The 20,196-nt window shown below is 70.0% G+C and carries 19 protein-coding genes and 4 pseudogenes; 14 read left to right on the top strand and 9 right to left on the bottom strand.

Features of this window, described 5'->3' with window-relative positions; genetic code table 11:
* Window positions 1-488 precede the first annotated feature (488 nt).
* Together OG252_RS01120 and OG252_RS01115 are read right to left on the bottom strand one after the other, a co-directional pair.
* Window positions 489-809 carry a hypothetical protein gene (locus OG252_RS01120; RefSeq protein WP_266452657.1) on the bottom strand — a complete coding sequence of 107 codons (321 nt, stop codon included), beginning with the start codon at window positions 807-809 and terminating at the stop codon, window positions 489-491.
* Window positions 810-1,114: 305 nt separating this feature from the next.
* Window positions 1,115-1,450 (bottom strand): hypothetical protein, encoded by a 336-nt coding sequence (locus OG252_RS01115; protein WP_329332975.1) that lies wholly within the window; start codon window positions 1,448-1,450, stop codon window positions 1,115-1,117.
* 24 nt (window positions 1,451-1,474) lie between these two features.
* Between OG252_RS01115 and OG252_RS01110 the strand changes: the two genes are divergently transcribed.
* Complete coding sequence (locus OG252_RS01110; RefSeq protein ID WP_329332973.1) at window positions 1,475-2,191, top strand: DUF6193 family natural product biosynthesis protein; 717 nt, start codon at window positions 1,475-1,477, stop codon at window positions 2,189-2,191.
* Window positions 2,192-2,510: 319 nt separating this feature from the next.
* Window positions 2,511-3,461, top strand: a complete 951-nt coding sequence (locus OG252_RS01105; protein ID WP_329332970.1) for an SDR family NAD(P)-dependent oxidoreductase — start codon at window positions 2,511-2,513, stop codon at window positions 3,459-3,461.
* Between the two features lie 134 nt (window positions 3,462-3,595).
* On the opposite strand, the gene OG252_RS52240 is transcribed toward OG252_RS01105, so the two are convergent.
* Window positions 3,596-3,859 carry a transposase gene (locus tag OG252_RS52240; RefSeq protein WP_443068373.1) on the bottom strand — a complete coding sequence of 88 codons (264 nt, stop codon included), beginning with the start codon at window positions 3,857-3,859 and terminating at the stop codon, window positions 3,596-3,598.
* A gap of 196 nt (window positions 3,860-4,055) precedes the next feature.
* Between OG252_RS52240 and OG252_RS01095 the strand changes: the two genes are divergently transcribed.
* The 7 genes and pseudogenes from OG252_RS01095 to OG252_RS01065 all read left to right on the top strand — a co-directional run.
* Entirely contained in the window at window positions 4,056-7,646 is a 3,591-nt protein-coding gene (locus OG252_RS01095; protein WP_329332968.1) for a SpoIIE family protein phosphatase, read from the top strand.
* Window positions 7,647-7,712: 66 nt separating this feature from the next.
* Window positions 7,713-8,846: a metal-dependent hydrolase family protein gene (locus tag OG252_RS01090; RefSeq protein WP_329332966.1), complete on the top strand. Its 1,134-nt coding sequence runs from the start codon at window positions 7,713-7,715 to the stop codon at window positions 8,844-8,846.
* A 70-nt stretch (window positions 8,847-8,916) separates the two neighbouring features.
* Window positions 8,917-10,029, top strand: a complete 1,113-nt coding sequence (locus tag OG252_RS01085; RefSeq protein WP_329332964.1) for an acyl-CoA dehydrogenase family protein — start codon at window positions 8,917-8,919, stop codon at window positions 10,027-10,029.
* Window positions 10,030-10,175: 146 nt separating this feature from the next.
* A complete protein-coding gene (locus OG252_RS01080) occupies window positions 10,176-10,436 on the top strand; it encodes a hypothetical protein (RefSeq protein WP_329332962.1) in 261 nt (86 codons plus the stop codon).
* Entirely contained in the window at window positions 10,433-11,254 is an 822-nt protein-coding gene (locus OG252_RS01075; protein WP_329332960.1) for an aromatic ring-hydroxylating oxygenase subunit alpha, read from the top strand. The genes OG252_RS01080 and OG252_RS01075 overlap by 4 nt, the downstream gene beginning before the upstream one ends.
* 59 nt (window positions 11,255-11,313) lie before the next feature.
* Entirely contained in the window at window positions 11,314-11,628 is a 315-nt protein-coding gene (locus tag OG252_RS01070) for a hypothetical protein (protein ID WP_329332958.1), read from the top strand.
* Window positions 11,625-11,981, top strand: a pseudogene (locus tag OG252_RS01065) (enolase); the annotation flags it as partial. The gene OG252_RS01070 and the pseudogene OG252_RS01065, both read left to right, overlap by 4 nt.
* Window positions 11,982-12,034: 53 nt before the next feature.
* Here the strand turns inward: OG252_RS01065 and OG252_RS01060 are convergent.
* From OG252_RS01060 to OG252_RS01050, 3 genes and pseudogenes are all read right to left on the bottom strand, one after another.
* A pseudogene (locus tag OG252_RS01060) lies at window positions 12,035-12,570 on the bottom strand (IS607 family transposase); the annotation flags it as partial.
* Between the two features lie 41 nt (window positions 12,571-12,611).
* Window positions 12,612-13,322, bottom strand: coding sequence for an AAA family ATPase (locus OG252_RS01055; protein ID WP_329332956.1), 711 nt, complete (start codon window positions 13,320-13,322; stop codon window positions 12,612-12,614).
* Between the two features lie 88 nt (window positions 13,323-13,410).
* Window positions 13,411-13,731: a hypothetical protein gene (locus tag OG252_RS01050; RefSeq protein WP_329332954.1), complete on the bottom strand. Its 321-nt coding sequence runs from the start codon at window positions 13,729-13,731 to the stop codon at window positions 13,411-13,413.
* A gap of 317 nt (window positions 13,732-14,048) precedes the next feature.
* On the opposite strand from OG252_RS01050, the gene OG252_RS01045 reads away from it, so the two are divergent.
* Complete coding sequence (locus OG252_RS01045) at window positions 14,049-14,624, top strand: IS607 family transposase (protein WP_329332952.1); 576 nt, start codon at window positions 14,049-14,051, stop codon at window positions 14,622-14,624.
* A complete protein-coding gene (locus tag OG252_RS01040; RefSeq protein WP_329332950.1) occupies window positions 14,617-16,251 on the top strand; it encodes a transposase in 1,635 nt (544 codons plus the stop codon). The genes OG252_RS01045 and OG252_RS01040 overlap by 8 nt, the downstream gene beginning before the upstream one ends.
* Here OG252_RS01040 and OG252_RS01035 read toward each other — a convergent pair.
* Window positions 16,248-16,867 (bottom strand): annotated as a pseudogene (locus tag OG252_RS01035) (copper amine oxidase). The gene OG252_RS01040 and the pseudogene OG252_RS01035 sit on opposite strands and share 4 nt — an antisense overlap.
* Between OG252_RS01035 and OG252_RS01030 the strand changes: the two are divergent.
* A complete protein-coding gene (locus tag OG252_RS01030; protein WP_329332948.1) occupies window positions 16,827-17,057 on the top strand; it encodes a 2Fe-2S iron-sulfur cluster-binding protein in 231 nt (76 codons plus the stop codon). The pseudogene OG252_RS01035 and the gene OG252_RS01030 sit on opposite strands and share 41 nt — an antisense overlap.
* Window positions 17,058-17,266: 209 nt before the next feature.
* Here the strand turns inward: OG252_RS01030 and OG252_RS01025 are convergent, their stop codons facing one another.
* Window positions 17,267-17,845 carry a TetR/AcrR family transcriptional regulator gene (locus OG252_RS01025; RefSeq protein ID WP_329332946.1) on the bottom strand — a complete coding sequence of 193 codons (579 nt, stop codon included), beginning with the start codon at window positions 17,843-17,845 and terminating at the stop codon, window positions 17,267-17,269.
* Window positions 17,846-17,934: 89 nt separating this feature from the next.
* Between OG252_RS01025 and OG252_RS01020 the strand changes: the two genes are divergently transcribed.
* Window positions 17,935-18,816 carry an SDR family oxidoreductase gene (locus tag OG252_RS01020; protein ID WP_329332944.1) on the top strand — a complete coding sequence of 294 codons (882 nt, stop codon included), beginning with the start codon at window positions 17,935-17,937 and terminating at the stop codon, window positions 18,814-18,816.
* Between the two features lie 432 nt (window positions 18,817-19,248).
* Window positions 19,249-19,439 (top strand): annotated as a pseudogene (locus OG252_RS01015) (IS701 family transposase); the annotation flags it as partial.
* A gap of 209 nt (window positions 19,440-19,648) precedes the next feature.
* Here OG252_RS01015 and OG252_RS01010 read toward each other — a convergent pair.
* The gene (locus OG252_RS01010) at window positions 19,649-19,987 is read right to left on the bottom strand and encodes a thioredoxin family protein (RefSeq protein ID WP_266452688.1); all 339 of its coding nucleotides are present in this window, start codon (window positions 19,985-19,987) and stop codon (window positions 19,649-19,651) included.
* Window positions 19,988-20,196: the final 209 nt, after the last annotated feature.

Here is a 20,196-nt window from a genome sequence, read left to right as displayed (position 1 = left end):
AGCGCTGCGGGTCCGCTTGATCGCGCACGTCGCAGCCGAGATGGGCATCTCCCGTGCCACTGCATGGAAAAGCGCAGCACGAGGTGCCTTGCCTCCACCGATACCAGGGTCCGCCACCCGCCCTCCCAGCGACCTCACCCGCTGTACTGCGTCGGACGCGGTGGCAGACCCCGGGGACCAGCCAGGCCATGGGCGAACGCTTTCCTCCCGCAGCCGCTGGCGGGCTTGTGCATCAGACTCCTGGGGACGCCCGCACCACACGCAGTTGCTGTATGACTCCCCGGGGCCGGTCTGGGTTCGCTCGCAGGCCCGTCGCCGGGACCCGCGGTCGGGTTGTTGCCGATGGCTTTCATGTCGGCTCAACGACCCAACTGGGACTGGGCTTTCGCACTGTCACCGGTTCGGCTGTCCGGTCGAACGCGGACGGACCGCGATGCGGGCGCGCTGGCCTGGGGATGTGTCGGCGCCAGGCCCGCGGGACGGCTGTCTCATGTCGTCTGGGTGTGGTGCAGCCAGCGCAGGAGGGTGGCATTGACGGTGGCGGGAAGGGCGCTGAGCTGGTCGATGGCGTCGCGGTCTTCGGGGCGGGGTGGGATACCGGCTGTGGTCAGGGCTGCGTGCAGGTCGAGGCGCCGCTGGTCGCGCGGGTTGAGGGTGAGGCTGAGGCGCTGGGCGGGGTTGGGCGGCGGCAGCAGGTAGTCCGCGTCCTGTTGCTGTGCGGCCGGGGCCGGCCAGAGGGGCTCGGCGTCGTCGACGGCGTAGAGGTCGACGAAACTGCGAGGCGAACTGTCGAAGGCAAGGGTGGTCACATCGGTCTCCTCGTCATCAGCGTGCGGATCTGAAGGAACAGAGCCGTATTGGGTAGGGCCCGGTTGCGGCAGTGACCCGATGTCACGCCGATGGCGTCATCGGCGGCTCATCGTCTGGTCTGACCATCGGTGACGGACTGGGCAGCACAACGTTCTCCCGTCGCCGACCGCACTCCTGTACAGCTACGGGCTGTTCCGGCCCAGGACGGCTGCATGCGCGCATTGACCATTCGTGCAGCGATGTGTGGCTACCGCTGCCGGGACCATCCGTCGGGGATGGGAACGTTGCGCCAGCGCCCGGGGGGTCAGTCACCGTGACCGTTCCCGGAACGGAAACCGGCGAGGCTCGCCTGACGCGAGCGGGAGAAGCGGCGCACGTCGTGGCGGTGCTCACCAGCACTGCCGCCTAGAGCCGCCGGGAAGTCCGACAGCTTGATCAATCTCAGGTTGGTCGCGACCACGATGCCGACGTCGTCGGTTCGGGTGGTCGCGGCCGGTTCCCAGATCGGGAACCGGCTGATGGCGAAGACTTCGAGCGTGGTGTGACTGAGCGCCAGAGTTGGTTCTGACAGCGCTCCGTGATGCCTACGACTGTCAGCTGACCTGACCTGTCGATACGGTGGCATATCGTGTCCGTCCAAGGCATCTCAGCCACGGGGGCGGGCATGGCAAAGGATGACCAAGAGATTGAGCTGCGTGATGCGGCCGATCCCGACCCCGATCCGCATGCAGAGGCGATGTCGCCCGCGGATCTGGTCCTGCGCATGGAGTACATCGCACTGGCTCAAGGCATCGACTTGGGCGATGTGCGGGCTGTCGCCGGAATGGTCGCCGGCGCTGAGGTGTCCACCGATCGTGGTGAGGTCCGCGTGGCTCCCCAGCGTGAGGGGCCAACGGCCCGTGTGAGCATCCACGGTATTGGCATTTTTGTATGGTCCGAGGGGTGGACGAACGATCTCGTCGCGGCGGTGGCAGTTGCGGGCCTGTGGCGCCGGGGCAGCAGTCTGCGGGAGCTGCACGCCCACCATCCGTTCATGAGTTGCAGCGAGCTGGCGCTGGCCTTCGAGGAAGGTGACCCCGCGCCCACGAAGTGGCGTCAGCTCCTTTGCAGCGGGTGGCATCTGGAAAGGTGTCAGTTCCTGCCAGCAGCCTATGCACACCCTGAACTGCGCATGTTCTGTCCGGACGTCAGCATGGGGAGTCTGATCCTGAGCCGGAAGCCATTCGACTGGGCTGCGGGCCTTGTGAAGATCACACCTCTGGAGGCGGGTCATTACCGGGTGGGGTCCACATGGCCGGTTGCGTCAGTCCATGAGGTTTCTTCACTGCACGAGGCGCTTGAAGTCGCGGCTGCTCGCCTTCGTTCGCTCTCGGAAGCGTAACTGCGGGGCGTGAGGTTCTGAGGTGGCTGCGGGAGCTCCGGCATCGTCGAAGGCCACGTCAGCGGAATCAAAACGATCAAACGGTGGAAGAGCGGTCAGAACCCCACAGTTGGCCATTCAGTGCTCCAGTTGGCCACCGTGGCGCACCGTGGCAACGGTGGGCTGCGACGGGCCAGCACCGCGTCGGCAGGATCTCGGCCGTCTGGTGCGCTGTCGGTGATCCGTAGGCGATGTGTCGGGGGCCGCTGGAACCGTGGGCGTCGAGCTGCCCTGCAGAGCAGCCGCAACCGCCCTCATCAGCAAGGGAGCCCCCGCCGCCATGTCGACCACATCCTCCGTCCTGCCCTGGGATGTTCAACGGCTGCCGCGTGCCGATGGCAGCGTCTTCCTGGTCACCGGCGGCAACGCCGGCATCGGGTACTTCGTCGCGGAGCAGTTGTCCGCAACCGGAGCCACTGTCGTACTGGGCAGCCGGAACCCGGCGAAGGCCGAGGTCGCCACGGCCTCGATCCGCTCGCGTGTCCCTGGCGCGCGGGTGCGGGCCGTACGGCTGGACCTCGCCGACCTCTCGTCGCTCAGAACAGCGGTGGAATCACTGGAGGTGGAATGCCTCGACGCGGTGGTCCACAACGCCGGCGTCGCGCTCGACGACCCGCCGCGCCGGGAGACCGGGGACGGTCACGAGCTCATGTTCGGCACGAACCACCTCGGGCACTTCGCCCTGACTCACTGGCTGATGCCGCTGTTGTCGGCCGCACCGGCGGCCCGCATCGTGACCATGGGCAGCTTCGCGGCGAAGTCCGAGCGGCTCGACCTCGACGACCTGCAGTCCCGGAAGGACTACCGGCCCAAGCGCACCTACGGACGCTCCAAGCTGGCGCAGATGTACTTCGGCCTCGAACTCGACCGCCACCTGCGCGCCGTCGACAGCACGGTGGCAAGCGTGGTGGTCCATCCCGGCGGTGCGCTGGACTCTCTGACCCCGTCACGGCCGCCAGTTCATGTGCGGACCGGTGGTGCGCGGCTCTGCGGGGCACCAGCCGCCCTCCTCGTCCAGGGCAAGCACGCCGGCGCATGGCCCGCGGTCCGAGCGGTGCTCGATGCGACCGTGCGCGGAGGCCAGCTGTGGGGACCGCGCGTCTTCAGCCTGCGCGGCAGGCCCCAACGTGAACCGGTGTGGAACCACCTCGCCGACACCTCCGTAGCGGCGCGGTTGTGGGACGCGAGCTGTGACCTGACCGGCGTCGACCCCGGCGCCATCCTCGGATAGGCCCAGGCGCGCGCTTGGCCAACTGTGGGGCTCAGCCACAACACGCCGCCGTCCGGCTTGCTGACCCACCCTGGGCGGTTGGCCCTGGCCTGGCACCGGCGGCGAGCGCGCGCAGCAGGACCGCGGTCGGGACGTCAGGGAGCTTGACGTGAATCGGCGGTGCGAGGAGACCTTCGGTGCGGTGAGCGGGGCCGGGTAAGCAGCGGTATCCCGGCGTCGGGGTCCTGCACGCTCGCGGCGGCGGTCAGCACCACCAGCAGCAAGCCCAGGCAGTCCACGGCCACGTGCCCTTTGCGGCCCGCCACCTTCTTCCCGCCGTCCTGGCCTTGTCCGTCGCTCTGTCCGTCGGCGCCGACGGTGTCGGCCGCCCGCAGGGACCGCACGTCGCCGATCACCACCGTCGACGTGCGCCTGCAGGCGTACAGTATTGGGCAAATAGCCTTTAATTGTTTAAAATTTACAATTCGGGCAGAAGCGCAGCCGGAATCGTCGGATCCGGCGTCCGATCTGCCCGGGAGATCCGCAGCGAGTGGCCGTCGGCAGTCATGGGAGGGCGCGGGCGGATCGCATAGGCGCCAACAGGAAGATGTCCAGATGACCCGGCCCGATGACCCGCGCACCGCGGCGGCCCGGGTGTTCGCCGAGGGCGGCGCGTTCGGCGAGCTTCTGGCAGGCATCGACTGGGCGGCGACGCCGCTCGGGCCCCCCGTCTCCTGGCCGGGTCCCCTGGTGGACACCCTGCGTCTCATGCTCACCTCTGAGCATGGGATGGCTCTGTACTGGGGGGCTGAATTCGCCACGCTGTACAACCAGGGCTCCACACCCATTGTCGGCGCCAAACACCCCTGGGCGCTCGGCAGGCCCTATAAGGACGTGTTCCCCGAGGTCTGGGCCCACCCCGTGAGCTCTCACTTCCACTATGTGACCGGCACCCGCAAGCCCCTGCTGGTCCCGGATGAGCTGCTCATCATGGAGCGCCACGGCTTTTTGGAGCAGTGCTACTTCGACTCCGCCTTCCAGCCCGTGCTGCTGGACGACGGCACCGCCGGCGGCGTGCTGCAGATCCTCACCGAGACCACCGGCCGGGTACTGGGCGAGCGCCGGCTGCGCCTGCTGAGCGAGACCGGCACGCGCACGGCCGGGCTGCTCACCCCGGGCGAGGTCGCCCGCGTGGTCGCCGAGGTGGCGGGCTCCTACCCCGAGGAGATCCCGTTTCTGGGCCTGTACCTGGCCTCCGAGCCGGGGATGCAGTGCCCGGCGGCCTCCGCCGGGCTCCGGTCGGTGTCCGAGACCGTCTCGCTGGGTGCTGCCGACGGGTCGGAGGTGGCGGCCCGGCTGGCGCAGGTGGTCGCCGAGGGGGCCCCGGCCACGCTGGCGGCCACCGTGTTCACCGGCGGCGGCACGGCCGGGCAGCACGCCGCGGCCTCCCGGATTCCGGTCGAGCAGGCGCTGGCCCTGCCGCTGTACTGCGCGGGCCAGGTGGAGGGCGTCCTGGTGGTGGGCGTCAACCCCTGCTTCCCTCCGGCCGGGGCCTACCACGACTTCCTGGAGGTGCTCGCCTCAGCCGTGGCCGGGGCGCTGTCGGCCGCGCTCGCGCATGAAGAGCAGCGGCGGCGGGCGGAGGCGCTGGCCGAGGTGGACCGGGCCAAGACCGCCTTCTTCGCCAACGTCAGCCACGAGTTCCGCACCCCGCTCACCCTGCTCCTGGGCCCGCTCCAGCAGGCTCTGGCCGACGAGGACCGGCCCGAGCGGCGCGAGCAGCTGGAGCTGGCCGAGCGCGGCGCCCTGCGCCTGCTGAAGCAGGTCAACACCCTCCTGGACGTCGCCAGGGCCGAGGCAGGGCAGATGCGCCCGGTCCTCGAGCCGGTCGACCTCGCCGGTGCCACGGCCGAGCTGGCCGGGGTGTTCCGCTCCGCCTTCGAGGCGGCCGACCTGACGCTGGAGGTGGACTGCCCTCCGCTGCCCAAGCGGGTGCCCCTGGACCGGGACATGTGGGAGAAGATCATCCTCAACCTGCTCAGCAACGCCCTGAAGTTCACCTTCACCGGCGGCGCCCGGGTGCAGCTGGCAGCGGCCGCCGACCGGGCCCGGCTGACCGTGACCGACACCGGCACCGGCATCCCCGAGCACGAGCTGCCGCGCCTGTTCGAGCGCTTCCACCGGGTCCGCGGCGCCCGCTCCCGCTCCCACGAGGGCAGCGGCCTCGGTCTGGTGCTGGTGAAGGACCTGGTGGAAGCGCACGGCGGCACCGTCGGCGTGGACAGCCGGCTCGGCCGGGGCACCACCGTCACCGTGGACCTCCCCTTCGCCGCCACCTACCGGCCCCACCCGGCCCCGCCCGCAGCTGTCGGATCCCCCGGGAACACCCCCAGGGAAGGCGGAGGCCGCCGACCCGGCCGCGCCGCGGCCTATGTGGACGAGGCGCTGGGCTGGCTGACGGACGACCCCGTCCCCGCCGCGGTCACCCCCGCGGCCCGCACCCCGCACGCCCCCGCGACCCACGATGCCCCCCACGACCCCGGCCCGCACGAAGCCGACCGCCCCCACCGGGCCCGCCTGCTGGTCGTCGACGACAACGCCGACATGCGCGCCTACCTCAAGCAGCTCCTGCAGCCCGACTACGACGTGCTGCTCGCCCCCGACGGCCGGGCCGCCCTCGAGACGGCCCTGGCGCAGCCGGTGGAACTGGTGCTCAGCGACGTGATGATGCCCCACATGGACGGCTTCGAGCTGGTCCGGGCGCTGCGCGCCGACCCGCGCACCGCCCGCCTGCCCATCGTCTTGCTCACCGCCCGCGCCGGCGAGGAGGAATCCGTGCAGGGCCGGCACGCCGGCGCCGACGACTACCTGGCCAAACCGTTCTCCGCGCGCCAACTGCTGGCGCGCGTCCGCACCGGGTTGGAACTGTCCCGGGCGCGCGAACAGGTCCTGACCGAGACCCGCAACCAGCTGGCCGTGCTGGCCTCCCTGGCCGACGCCGGCCTGCGGCTGTCCGCCACCCTCGACCCGGACCAGATACTGCAGACTGCCGGCCAGATCCTGCTGCCCGACTTCGCCGACCAGATCAGCATCCACCTCACCGCCGCGACACCCGCCCCGGCGCAGTCGCTCCCGGCATACATCGCCGGCGCCCCCCTTCTTGCCCGCGACGCCCTGGCTACCGCCGCCACCCACGCGATCAACGGCACCACCCCAGCCCCAGCCGGCCCGCACCCGGCGCCCGCCGCCGTGCTGGCCCTGCCGCTGCACGCCCACGACCAGACGCTGGGGGCCCTGGTACTGGCCCGGCACACCGGCGGCTACTCCGCGGTCGAACACAAGTATCTGGAGAACCTCGCCCATCGCCTGGCCCTGGCCTACGACAACGCCGCCCGGTACCACAACGAGCGCCGCCTCGCCCTGACCCTGCAGCGCGCCCTGTTGCCCCACCACCTGCCCCAAGTCCCCGGCGTGCGCCTGGCCACCCACTACCGGGCCAGCGACCGCGGCGCCGAGGTCGGCGGCGACTGGTACGACGTGCTCGCCCTGCCCGACGGCGCCGTGGGGCTCGCCATCGGCGACGTCATGGGCCACGACGTGGAAGCCGCCACCATGATGGGCCAACTCCGTTCCGCCCTGCACAGCCTCGCACTGGAGGGCGCCGACCCGGCCCAGGTGCTGACCAGGCTGGACGCCTACCTGCAGTCGCTCGCCACCGACCGCTTCGCCACCTGCCTCTACGCGGTCTACGACCCCCACCATCACCGCCTGCGCTACGCCGCCAGCGGGCACCTGCCACCCCTGCTGGTAGCCGCCGACACCACCTACCTGGAGCTGCCCCCGGCGCTGCCGCTGGGGCTGGGCAGCACCCCAGTCGACCGAGAGGTGGCGTTCCCGCCCGGCACCAGCCTGCTGCTGTACACCGACGGTCTGGTGGAGAACCGGGCGCTATCCCTGGACGACGGCTTGGCGGCCCTGCGCCAGACCTGCGGCGCGCTGCCTGCCGCCGCCCGCCCCGACCCCCAGAAAATCACCGAACGGGCCCTGGAACTGCTCAACACCCCCGACCGCGTCGACGACGACGCCGCCCTCCTCGCAGCCACCGCCGAACCATCTTGTCGAACCGGCGACCCGCAGGCTGTCGAAAGTGCCAGACAACCGACCACTATTGCTCGCAGTCATTTCCAACGGAGGCGCGGATTTTAAGAGGCTGGGCGCGCGACGGTCATCGGAATCTCGCCGAGAAGTACGGCGACCGGCAAGGAACCGCCGATGATGTACCCCAGCGAAGCTGAGTGGGCCGGCGAGCCCAATTCCCGCCGCTCACCAGGAGTTGCGAGAACCCGAGATCACCTTTGCTTCCATTGCCACACGCACCTGTGCATGACCCCCGGGCGCCCCCTGGTCGCGGGCTTGACCGCTGACCGGACGGTTGAGACGTTCGAGATCGCGGAGCGGCTGCGGGCCACCCTGGACGCGGGTGTCACGAGCGTGCGCGACCTTGGGGGAGTGCCGTCCGGCTATCGCACCGCGCTCGAGCGCGACCTGATCGAGGGACCCCGGCTCCAGGTGGCGGTCAGGGTGATCGGACACACCGGCGGACACGCCGACTGCTCGCTGCCCGGCGGGACGAACGCCGCCCCCCACCTCACCGAGGTCGCCGACACGGCCGACGAGGTGCGGATGGCGGCCCGGCGCGTGCTGCGCGCGGGAGCGGACGTCGTCAAGGTCTGCGCCACCGGCGGCATGGGCAGTCCGTACGACGACCCCGACGACGAGGACCTGACGTACCAGGAGCTGAAGGCCGTCGTCGACGAGGCGGCACGCCGCCGCGGGAAACGCGTCGCCGCCCACGCCCAGGGCACGGCCGGTATCCACAGCGCCCTGCGGGCCGGTGTCACCAGCATCGAGCACGGTTACGGCCTGACGGACGAGCTGTGCGATCTGGCCCTGGAACGCGGCGCGTTCCTCGTCCCCACCCCGGCCACCGTCTTCGCCCCGCTCGACCCGGCAGCCATGCCCGACCACTATTTCCGCAAGAAGAGCCGCTGGTCCGGGGTGACCAAGGAGAACATCGCGCACGCCATCAGCCGTGGAGTTCCCGTCGCCCTGGGCACGGACGCCGGTGTCGTCCGGCACGGCCGCAATCTCGCCGAGCTCGCGTACTTGGTGGAGCTGGGCATGGACCCCCTTGACGCGATCACGGCGGGCACGTCGAACGCCGCCCGCCTCCTGGGCGTCGACGACCAGCTCGGCTCGCTGCAAACCGGGAGGACAGCCGACTTCGTGGTCGTGGACGGGGAACCGCTGCACGACATCGGCGTCCTCGGCCGGTCGGAGCACATCGTCCTCGTCGTGCAGGCGGGCGTCGTACGGAAGGACCTCCTCCGCCGGAAAGGCATGTAGGGGAATTCCCCTGCAGAGTGGATCCAATTCCCGATGGTGCAGGGCGAGTCGCGGCGCATAGCGTTTTCTCATGACCCAGACGCTGGAAAGGGTTCTGGCCGTCGTCGCAGAGCGGCGGGCCGAATTCGAAGAGAAGCGACACGTACCACGGGATGTGATCGCGGAATTCAAGAATGGCGGAATCTACCGGGCGGGCACGCCGAAGAAGTTCGGTGGTGACGCGAGCCCGCCCGCCGACTTCCTCCGTGTCATCGAGCGGATATCGACCGTCGACGGATCGGCCGGCTGGGTCGCCAGTTTCGGCTCGTCCGCGATCTATCTGGCCGCGCTTCCGCTGGAAACCCAGGCCGAGCTGTATGCCGACGGTCCTGATGTGGCCTTCGCGGGCGGCCTGTTCCCGGTGCAGCCCGCCGAACGCGTCGAGGGCGGCTACCGGGTGTCGGGCCGGTGGAAGTTCGCCAGCGGCTGCAAGGGCGCGGACGTCCTCGGCGTGGGCATCAAGGCCGGTCAGGATAAGGCCGGCCGCCCGCTGACCGCCGTACTACGGCCCGAGCAGGTGGAGATCGCCGAGAACTGGGACGTCATCGGCATGCGCGGCACCGGCAGCCACGACCTGGTGGTCGACGGAGCCGTCGTCCCCGAGGAGTGGACGTTCGTCCGCGGCGGCACCCCCACCGTCGACGAACCGCTCTACCGCTACCCGACCGTCCCCTACGCCGCACAGGTCCTCGCGGTCGTCGGCCTCGGCGTCGCACGCGCCGCACTCGACCAGGCCATCGCCGACGGCGGCCGCGCCGGCTACACCGGCGCGCCCAAGCCCGCCGAACGCGCCACCTACCGCATCGCGGTGGGCCAGGCCGAGGCCCAACTCCGTTCCGCCCGTGCCTTCTTCTACGAGATCACCGACGAGACCTGGGCGACGGTGGCGGGCGGCGACCCCGCGACCAGCGAGCAGGCAGGCCTGCTGCGGCTCGCCTCCGCCCACCTCGCGAAGACCGCATTCGAGGTCGTAAGGACCGCGTACCAACTCAGTGGCATCCCCGCCATCGCCGACGGCAGCCCCATGCAGCGCTACCTGCGCGACGCCTCCGTCGTCCCGCAGCACGCCTTCCTCCAAGAGGGCATGTACGACGGCGCCGGCGCCGTGTTGATGGGCGTCCCGCCCTTCCCCGGCTTCCTCTGAGCCACCCCCTCCCTCCCCACAGAAGGCAGGAACTCCTCCATGCCCGAACCCAGGAACGTCCGCCTGCGGGTGCTGTTCTGTATCGGCGTCAACCAGAACTTCTTCGACCTGCCCACCGGCAGGGCAAGGCCGTCTGGGACGGCTTCATGACCATGCTCACGCAACTCCACGAGCTGCCCGGCGTGACCGTCCTCGGTACCGTCGACGACGACCAGCACATGGTCGGCCCCTCCGACGCCTGGCCCTGGACCTCGTACGTCCTCGCCGACGTCGTCGACCAGCCGACGGTCGCCGCGGCCTGCAACCTCTTCCGCACCGTCCAGGTCGGCGAGCACGGCCTGTGGCGCTACATGAAGATCGCGGCGCGCGTCGGCCGCCCGCTGCCGGAGCCGGAGGCCGTCCGATGACCCGCGACGTCTCGTCCCTGGTCGAGTCCGACCGAGTGGCAGGCACCCTCTACACCGACCCGGACCTCTTCGAGCAGGAGATGGAGCGGATCTTCCACCGCACCTGGGTGTGGGTCGCCCATGAGAGCGAGATCGCCAAGGCCGGTGACTTCAAGACTGCCTGGGTGGGCCGCCGTCCCGTCATTGTCAGCCGCGATCGCCGCGGCGGGATCAACGTCCTGCTCAACCGCTGCCGCCACCGCGGTGCCAGCGTCTGCGAGACGCCCAAGGGCAACGGCAACGGCTTCACCTGCCCCTACCACGCCTGGTCCTACGCTCTCGACGGCACCCTGCGGGGCATCCCGTACCCCGAGGGCTACGAGGATGTGGTCGAGAAGAAGGACCTGCCGCTGCAGCGGCTCAAGGTCGGCACGTACGCAGGGATGATCTTCGCGAGCTTCGACCAGGACATCGAGCCGCTGGAGGACTTCCTCGGCGGGGCCCGGCTGTGGATCGACCGCTTCATGAAGCAGGGTGCCGGCTACCCGATCAAGGTGCAGGGCGAGCACAGGTTCCGGTTCAACGGCAACTGGAAGATCCAGCTGGAGAACACCACCGACTGGTACCACTTCCCGATCGTGCACCGCTCCTGGATGTCCTCGGTGGACGCCGAGACCGCGAGCATGCTGTCGATCATGACCGACGAGACCGCGGTCACCCATGCCCTCGGCAACGGCCACAGTGTGTCCATCTCCGTTGCCGACCACGCGGACCTGGACGTCGATGACGGCACGCCGCGCGCTCCCTCGCCGCCGAGGCGGACTTCCCGGAGGCCCTGAGCGCGCACCTGAGCGCACTCCTGGACCGCGGACGCGAGATCTCCGAAACCGAGTACCGGGTGGCACTCGTCAGCAGACGTACGGCTCGCGCTCGCATCCTGGACCTCCTCACCTGGGCCGACGCGATCCTCGCCCCCGCTGCCCCAGGCCCTGCCCCGCGCGGCTTGCACGCCACCGGCACCCCGATCCTCTCTCGCCCCTGGCAACTGCTAGACCTGCCCGTCGTGACCATCCCCGGCCACCGCGACCCGCACGGCATGCCTCTCGGCCTGCAACTCGTCGGCCATCCCCACCGCGTGGGCCGCCTGCTGGGCATCGCTCGCAGGGCGGAGGAGGCCATCCGTATCCGCCGGGCAGAGGAGTCCGCCTGTTGAAGATCACCGCGATCGAGACGATTCCGTACGCCATCCCGTACACCAAGCCCCTCCGCTTCGCGAGCGGCGAGGTCCACACCGCCGCACACGTCCTGGTGCGCGTCCCCACCGACGAGGGACTGACCGGAGTGGCCGACGCGCCACCGCGCCCTTTCACCTACGGGGAGACGCAGGCGTCCGTGACCGGCGTCATCGAGCAGGTCTTCGGACCCCAGCTCACCGGCCTGGACGTGTTCGCCCGCGAACAGGTCCACGCCCGGCTGCACCGCACGGTCGGCAACCCGGCCGCCAAGTCGGCCATCGACATGGCTCTGTGGGACATCGCAGGGCAGGCGCTCGGGCAGCCCGTCCACCGCCTCCTCGGCGGCTGGAGCGACCGGATGCGGGTGGCGCACATGCTCGGCTCGGCGGCCTCGCCGGTCGCTACGGCCACCGCGCGGGCGGCCCGGTTCTTCGCTGCCCGCCCCCGTACAGGCGGGCGCACATGGAGGCGAGCACCTCGGTGATGTCGCGTACCAGGTCATCGGCGGTCTCGGTGGGGTCGAGGACGACCAGGCGCTGCCCAGACGCCGACAGCGCGGCCTCCAGGTGCTCGACGCCGAACCGGGCCAGCCGGTCGCGGTGCTCGACCACGATCACCGCCGTCTGCGGGTCGGACAGCAGCCGGTGCAGCTTGCGGCGCCGCCCGTTCAACCCGGATCCCACCTCGGTGACGACCTCAGCGACGGCCAGGCCCAGCCCGTTCGCGCCGGACACGACCCGGGCGGCCTGCCGCTCAAGATCGGCTTTCTGGTCAACGGACGACACGCGGCAGTACGCCACCACACGCCCGGACGGCTGGACGGCGACCTCGTCGACCAACCACGTCCCGGACGGCGCCTGGCGAACGGGGACGGGCATCTTCCCGTCCTTCACCCACCGCCAGGCGGTCTGGTAGCTCACCGACTATGAATGACTAGAGAACCTGTAGCAGCTTTCACCCCCTACGGTTCGACGATGTGCCGCAGATAGGCGTGCGGGTCGGCGAGATAGCGACGCCAGTGATCCACTACGCCGAGTTCCCGCCAGGCGACCCTCCGTAGGCCGTGTTCGCCGACCTCGACGATGTCCGCGCCCGGCAGGGCAGTCAGCAAGGGTGAGTGCGTGGCACAGATGACCTGGCCGCCCTCCTTGGCCAACCGGTCGATGTGCCCGATCAGTTCGAGGCACGAGGAGAAGGAGAGCGCCGCCTCCGGCTCGTCGAGGACATAGAGCCCGGCGTGTAGGAACTTACCGCGGAATGCCGCGAGAAAGCCCTCGCCGTGGCTGACCGAGTCCGGCGAGAACCCCTCCCTGTCCAGGGCGTCCAGCGCGGTCTCGGCCCGGAGGAAGAAGCCCTTGCGGGCCGACCAGTTGGTGGCCATACGGCGCCCGCGCGAGGCCGCGTCGAACCTCATCCGCTCGCCGAGCGCCGACTTGCCACGCGGGGAGGCGTAACGCCAGTCGTGGGAGCCGCCATAGGAGTCCAGACCGAACCCCTCCGCCAGCGCCTCGACCAGGGTCGACTTCCCCGAGCCGTTCTCACCGACCAGAAAGGTCACCGGCGCGGTGAAGCGCAACCCTTCGTTGAGCAACTGCCGGACGCAGGGCACGGACCAGGGCCAGGCGTCCTCGTCGTACGAGGAGAGGTGGGCATACGCGCGTTCGACAATCACTCGACCAGTGTCGCGCAGGACTCGGATGACGTACGTGTCCCCAGGTCGTCGGGACGGATCGCTCTCCTTGTTCGTCCGGTGGAGCAGGTCAGGTCAGGAGCATCAGCGCCATCGCGGCGGCCATCGCCGGCCCGCCGATCCGGGCCGACGGGTGCGGATGCGAGGCCCGGGGTACCGCTCCGAACCGGGCCGCGGCCCATAGCGCTACGAGGGCGACGGCGGCCCAGGTGGATGACCGGTCAGGCGGGGCCTGCTCGTGCATCGAGGCATGTCCGCCGAGCGCCGCCCGCCAGTGCACGAACAGCAGTCCGGCCATGCCCAGCAGGTCGTACGCCACCGGCAACCGCGCTGTGAGCAGGTCGTCGTCCCGGCGACCCAGATCACGGTGGCGGCCAGCAGCAGACACCATCCGAGCGGACCTGGGATCACCTCCCGGGCCTCCAGGGCTGGGGGAGGGCCGGTCCCCTCGGGCAGGGCCATGGCCACCATCGCGGCGGCCATGACCAGATGCGGCACCCAGCGGCGCACCCGAACCGGCCGTCCCGCCACACCACAGGCGCAGCTCACCAGCCCGAGCACCGCCGCGAGCAGCATCACCGCGGCTCAGCCCCCGTGGCAGTGGCGGTTCGCGGGCCGCGGCACGTCCAGGGTGGGGTTGGGAACTGGTTGCGATTAAGTCAACTCTAGTGTGCATTAGAGCCTTTGAGTTGGTGTTATGGTGACTGCATGAACCTCAAGGAATGGGCGATCGCGAACGGAGTGCATCCGCACACCGCGTATCGCTGGTTCCGTGAGGGGACGTTGCCGGTACCGGCTCAGCGGGTCGGTCCGCGCACGATCCTGGTGAACATCGACGCGAACACAGCGCCCGAAGCTGTGGGCGGGCTGGGGCTGTACGCCCGTGTCTCCTGCCACGACCAGAAATCCGACCTCGAACGCCAGGTAGCCCGGCTGTCCGAGTGGGCGGCCAAGACCGGCAACAAGGTGGTTCGGGTCGAGTCCGAGGTCGCCTCGGGCATGAACGGCGCCCGGTCGAAGGCGAAGCGTCTGCTGGCCGACCCGGCGGTAACCACAGTCGTGGTCGAGCACAAAGACCGGCTCGGGCGGATGAACGTCGAACTCGTCGAAGCGGCCCTGTCCGCGACCGGCCGTCGCCTGGTCGTGCTCAATGACGGCGAGGTCGAAGACGATCTGGTGCGGGACATGGTGGAGGTGCTGACCTCTTTCTGTGCACGCCTGTACGGGCGCCGGTCGGCGAAGAATCGGGCCCGTAAGGCGCTGGAGGCCGCCGAGCATGGCTGACTCCAAGCTGCGGCCGATCGCCGCGCCGTTCGTCGCGCTCGGCCCCACCGGTGTGGCTGTACGCGACCGGCTCAAGGTCCTCACGCCGGAGGACGAGAAGGTGTTGCGCCTGGTGGGCACTCATCTCGGCTCGCTGGCATCGCATGATCTCAAGGCGCGGTGCGCTGACGGGCTGGAGCATGACAGCGACACGTGGGCGTCCCGGAAGCGTGACCTGACGGCCGAGTCGTCGTCCAGGTGGGCCGGGTCGATCACGAAGGCCACGCATGATCAGTGGGCGTTGTCGCGGCGCTGTCAGCTCGCCCACATCCAGTCCCTCGAAGCCGGTATCAAGACGATCGCGCACCGGTTGTCCCAGCCCATCGGGGAGAAGGGCACCAAGCGGGCGCCGGGCGGCTACCGGTCCAAGCAGGAGTGGCACGCCAAGACACGCCGCTTGGCGACGCTTAAGGACCGCCTGGAGCGGGAGCGGACCGACCGCGAGGCCGGCGTCGTGCATGTGGTGCGAGGTGGCAAGCGCCTGGCCCGCAACCGCCACAACCTCGAAGCCGCCCAGATCACCGAGACCCAATGGCGCGAACGCTGGGAGGCTGAGCGCTGGTTCCTCGCTGCTGACGGCGAGTCCGGCAAGCGTTTCGGCAACGAGACCATCCGCGTCAGCCCCGAGGGCGAAGTCTCGGTCAAGCTCCCGGCCCCGCTCGCCGAGTACGCGAACGCCAAGCACGGCCGGTACGTCCTCGCTGCGAAGGTCTCCTTCCCGCACCGGGGCACCGAGTGGGCCGACCGTGTGGAAGCCAACCGGGCTGTGGCCTACCGCATCCACCTGGACGTTGCTCGCGGACGCTGGTACCTGACCGCCTCGTGGACGTTCCCCATCACGCGGACGATCCCGTTCGATGCCGCACTCGCTCATGGCGTGATCGGGGTGGACACCAACGCCGACCACCTCGCCGCCTGGCGGCTCGACATCCACGGCAACCCGTGCGGTGAGCCCCGCCGCTTCTTTTACGACCTGCCCGGCACCGCCCAGCACCGCGACGCACAAGTCCGCCACGCGCTGTCGCGGCTGCTGAACTGGGCTCGGTCCTGGGGCGTCAAAGCGATCGCAGTCGAAGACCTCGACTTCCAGGCCGAGAAGACCCGCGAGAAACACGGTCGCAAGCACCGCTTCCGGCAGCTCATCTCCGCCATGCCCACCGGACGCCTCCGCGCCAGGCTCACCTCCATGGCCGACCAGACCGGTATCGCGATCATCGCCGTCGATCCGGCGTACACCTCGAAGTGGGGCGCGCAGCACTGGCAAAAGCCCCTCACCGGCAAGACTCGCATGACGACCCGTCACGATGCGGCGAGCATCGCGATCGGGCGACGCGCCCAAGGGCACCCGATCCGGCGACGGATGACACCGCCCCCACACGACCAGAGCGATTGCGTGGGGCATCGGACCGTCCAGGCCGACTCGGAGGCCCCGGGGCGTGAGGAACCCCGCCCCCGCGTACCCGGACCACGCACCAGATGCGTGCCGCTGGACGCGGCGAGAACGCGGGCGACCAGGACACCCAAAACCGTTCGGGATGTCCGCAGTGACCAGGTACGGGTCCAAGACTCACTCCTGCTCACTGATTAGGAACGGTTGCGGTCGAAGAAGCCGACCGGTTTGAGGGTGAAGCCCGCGTAGTCGACGGGCATGACGGGCCAGTCCTCGGGGCGTGGGAAGTGGGTCAGGCCGAACGTGTGCCACAGCACGATGTCCTCGCCGTCCACCGACCGGTCGGCCGCCGTCCAGGCGGGCAGGCCCGCGCCGCCCGGGTGCTGGTTGACGAAGTCGCCGGCCGGGTACCGCTCGTCCACGTCGTACGCCGTCACCCACAGGTGCTTGGTGGCGAAGGCGGCGCGGTCGTGGATGCCGGAGGCGTCGTCGGCGAGCAGGACCGGCTGGCCCTCGGGATACAGGGCGTACCGACCGGCCGACCGAGGCGGTTGACCTTCTCCGGGTTCACCACGTGCCAGGTGCGCGCCCGCCCCTGATCCGCGAGGCGCCGTGCGTCCGCCTCGCGCCCGAGACGGGTGCGCCGCTCGGCGAACGCGTTGCCGTACGGGCCGCGGGAGATGACCGTCGAGGAGAACGGGCACGCCGTCGGCACGGTGGTGGTCGAGCCCGGCCAGACACTGCTCGACGCGGGACTCGCCGCCGGGCTGCCGATGCCGTACTCCTGCACGGTCGGGAACTGCGGCGACTGCATGGTGCGACTCCGCAGCGGAGAAGTCAGCCAGAACGAGCCGAACTGCCTCACGCCACAGCAGCAAGCCGACGGCTATGTCCTGACGTGCGTGAGCTGCCCCCCTGTCGAAGGTCACCCTCGACATCGCGGACCCGTGATCACTGGCTGGCCGCCCCTCCGTGGCCACCGAAACCGGGCTCGCGGGCGCTGACGCTGACGGAGCGGGAAGGCCGATTCGTCATGGGCGGCTGCGTCGCCCTGGCTGACCGGTTCGTCAACCGGGTCGCTGTGCACCTCATATATGCAACCCGCAGCGGCTACATAGGCAACTTGGCGGTGCGTTCAGGGTGGGCGGCGGTGACGTAACGGATGGCGGTCGGCTCTGTCCGCAGTTTCGTGAAGGGCGGGTGAGGTTGCCGGTCAGCCCAGCGAGGCGCTCGCTGCACGCAGTTCGTCCAGGGCCGCCAGGGTGTACCCGGCGAGTTCGTCCTTGCCGTCACGGTCGCCCTCGGACCATTGGGCGTATCCCCGTTTGAAGGCGAGGACGCCCAGCTCGCCCGCCAGAGCCGCGGTCGGATCGGGTATGCCGCGGGCGACCAGAGCGGTCGTCATCGCGGCCGCGAGGCTGACGCTCTTGAGGGCGTCGCGCTCCTGGAGTTCGGCGCTGGCGGCGACGGCGGCCTTCAGGCGAGGCGCGAGCTCTCGGCTCATGGGGCCCATCGCGCTCGACGCGCGCTCCAGACCGGCGGCGACCGCCTCAAGCGGGCTGGCACCAGCGGGCGCGTCGGCGATCCCCTCGGTCAGCAGTCGGCTCAGCGTCTCCTGTCCGGCCACCAGCAGCTCGCGCTTGTCGGGGAAGTGCCGGAAGAAGGTGCTCTTGGTGACTCCTGCGCGCTCGGCGATCTGCGCGACCGTCGTGGCGTCGTATCCCTGCTCGGTGAACAGGTCGACGGCAGCCACGACGAGGCGTTCGCGTGCGCCTGGTTCCCATCTGCCCATGGTCACCATCCTAGGTGATGGGACTCTTGTCCCATCACCTGCAGTAGAGTGATGGGACAAGAGTCCCATCACTCCTGGGGGAGTTTTCCATGCGCGTTCTTGTCACCGGCGGCACCGGTCTGATCGGTTCCGCTGTCGTCGCCGAACTGCTCGACAACGGCCACACCGTCCTCGCACTCGCTCGCTCCGGCGCATCCGCGCGGGCAGTAGAGGCGGCCGGCGCCGAGCCCCTCCGGGGAGCCCTCGCCGACCTGGACACCCTTCGTGCCGGCGCCGCCCGGGCCGACGGGGTGATCCACCTCGCGTTCAACAACGACTTCAGCAGCCCCGAGACCCTCGCGAAGTCGGTCGCGGAGGAGGGTGCCGCCCTCGCGGCCCTCGGCGAGGCACTCGTCGGCAGCGACCGCCCACTCGTCACCTGCTCGGGTACGCCCTACATACCCGGCCGCGCCTCCACCGAGGCCGACCCGCTGATCACCGAGGGGCCGGTCGACGGTCGCGGTCGTGCGGTCACGTCGGTCCTGGGCCTGTCCTCGCGCGGGGTCCGCAGCAGCGCCGTACGCCTGCCGCGCACGGTTCACAACCAGGGCTCCGGCGGATTCGCCGGCCTCCTGACCGGCATCGCACGCCGGACCGGAGTGTCCGGTTACCCGGGTGACGGCGCACAGCGCTGGCCGGCCGTACACGCGCTCGACGCGGCAGTCCTCTTCCGGCTCGCCCTGGAACAGGCGGAAGCAGGTACTTCCTGGCATGCGGTGGCCGACGAGGGGGACACGGTTCGCGATATCGCCACGGTCATCGGCCGACGGCTGGGCCTGCCGGTCGAGTCGGTATCGGCTCAGACGTTCGGCCCCCTCGGCCAGATCTTCGAGAGCGACCAGCCCTCGTCCAGCACGTACACCCGGCAGACGCTCGGCTGGGAGCCCAAGCACCCCAGCCTTCTGGATGACCTGGAGAACATCCAGCCCTGACCGGCGACCGGGACGTTCGGGCAGGCCCCTTGCCGAAGCGATGCCCCGTTCGCGCGTCCCTGATCCGTGAATCTCGCGACTCCTTTCCGTCCTGAAGGACCGGGCTTCCCGCTATGCCGGGTTGGCGTTGCGACGGACCAGCCCGGCCCGTAATGCGTTGGTGGCTTCGACTGTGTCGGCGCGCGCGGTGTGGCCGCAGGCGACGCGTGGAACCCAATGGAGCTTGGTGGGCTCGTGTGTCGGCGACGGCTGAAAGAGTGGACCAGTGGCGACGCTTGGGATTCGAGCGCGCCAAGCCGGCTGGCAAGTTCCTGCTTGCGCGGTCAAGCAGCGTGAGTACTCCGTGCGGGTCGGCGTGACGGCGGCGGCGGGCGGCGCTGCCTCGATGGGCGGTCTGGGCTTTCACGGCCGGCCCGGTCCACGGTGCCAAGGGGGCACCGCCTTTACGACTGGGCGGTCATCGATCTGGCCGAACCCCGCCCAGGCAGTCGCCAGCTGATCCGCCGCAACCGCACCTCCGGTGAACTCGCCTGCTACCGCTGCTTCTCACCCGCCCCCGTGCCCTGAACACCCTGGTCCGCGTCGCTGAATCAAGGTGGCGGGTGGAGGAGACCGCCGACTCCACCCCAGACCGAGACCCGGATCACGCCCACGTTGCAGGTGAGACAGCCTGGCGCCCAGCGGAGAGCAGCCCACAGCTCATGAATGAAACTCGACGGTCACCGGACCATCGTGTGGCGCGAGAAAGACACCATTCGGCTACAGGCGCGGTCCGGGCGCGACGTCACCGCGGTCTGGATGGCGCGTCGCGGCCACGTGCCGCAGCGGCCGCTCAGATGTGGCCGTCCAGGAACTTCCGTACCTCGGCGATGGTCATTGGCCCCGTGCCGTGCGCCACCGCCTCTCCCTCCTTCAGGAGGACGTAGGACGGGGCTTCGGTGATCCCGTATCGCTCGGTTGCGGCCGGACAACGCGTGATGTCGGTGCGGACGGCCGTCAGGCGGCCCGTGTAGTCGTCGGCGATGCCACCCACTACGAGGTCCATCACCCGGCAGGGCTCGATTGCCTTGGGCCATGTCCCGGTGAAGTATGCGAGGACCGGAACTGCGCTCATCCCGAGGATGAAGTTGAACTCCGCGTCCTCACGGGGTCGGTGAACCCGGTTCGCCATGGAAGCTCCTGACCTCACGTTCCGTCATTTCATCCCCATCATCCCTCGCGCGGTGTGCCAGGCCGGCCCGGCCGGTCGTCCGGCTGACCTGTCGGAAGGGAGGCACGGGGTTGTCGCAGAACCACGGTGGTCCCCGGCGCGAGCGGCCCGGCCCCCGCCCCTGGTGACCCGGCCCGGCCGCCCTGCCGGTCACGCAGCCGCAGCCCGCT

The sequence above is a fragment of the Streptomyces sp. NBC_01352 genome, assembly GCF_036237295.1.
Classification (GTDB): Bacteria; Actinomycetota; Actinomycetes; order Streptomycetales; family Streptomycetaceae; genus Streptomyces; species Streptomyces plumbiresistens.
The sequence above is the reverse complement of the archived record's forward strand: the minus strand, read 5'-3'. Positions and strand labels throughout refer to the sequence as shown.

Bases quoted from the DNA above. Each gene is read 5' to 3' on its own strand.
- OG252_RS01085 (WP_329332964.1), top strand. From the start codon at position 8,917: ATGACCCAGACGCTGGAAAGGGTTCTGGCCGTCGTCGCAGAGCGGCGG.
- OG252_RS01040 (WP_329332950.1), top strand. From the start codon at position 14,617: ATGGCTGACTCCAAGCTGCGGCCGATCGCCGCGCCGTTCGTCGCGCTC.
- OG252_RS01020 (WP_329332944.1), top strand. From the start codon at position 17,935: ATGCGCGTTCTTGTCACCGGCGGCACCGGTCTGATCGGTTCCGCTGTC.
- OG252_RS01090 (WP_329332966.1), top strand. From the start codon at position 7,713: ATGATGTACCCCAGCGAAGCTGAGTGGGCCGGCGAGCCCAATTCCCGC.
- OG252_RS01010 (WP_266452688.1), bottom strand. From the start codon at position 19,987: ATGGCGAACCGGGTTCACCGACCCCGTGAGGACGCGGAGTTCAACTTC.
- OG252_RS01025 (WP_329332946.1), bottom strand. From the start codon at position 17,845: ATGGGCAGATGGGAACCAGGCGCACGCGAACGCCTCGTCGTGGCTGCC.
- OG252_RS01110 (WP_329332973.1), top strand. From the start codon at position 1,475: ATGGCAAAGGATGACCAAGAGATTGAGCTGCGTGATGCGGCCGATCCC.
- OG252_RS01105 (WP_329332970.1), top strand. From the start codon at position 2,511: ATGTCGACCACATCCTCCGTCCTGCCCTGGGATGTTCAACGGCTGCCG.
- OG252_RS01030 (WP_329332948.1), top strand. From the start codon at position 16,827: ATGCCGTACTCCTGCACGGTCGGGAACTGCGGCGACTGCATGGTGCGA.
- OG252_RS01080 (WP_329332962.1), top strand. From the start codon at position 10,176: ATGACCATGCTCACGCAACTCCACGAGCTGCCCGGCGTGACCGTCCTC.
- OG252_RS01045 (WP_329332952.1), top strand. From the start codon at position 14,049: ATGAACCTCAAGGAATGGGCGATCGCGAACGGAGTGCATCCGCACACC.
- OG252_RS01095 (WP_329332968.1), top strand. From the start codon at position 4,056: ATGACCCGGCCCGATGACCCGCGCACCGCGGCGGCCCGGGTGTTCGCC.
- OG252_RS01050 (WP_329332954.1), bottom strand. From the start codon at position 13,731: ATGGTGTCTGCTGCTGGCCGCCACCGTGATCTGGGTCGCCGGGACGAC.
- OG252_RS01075 (WP_329332960.1), top strand. From the start codon at position 10,433: ATGACCCGCGACGTCTCGTCCCTGGTCGAGTCCGACCGAGTGGCAGGC.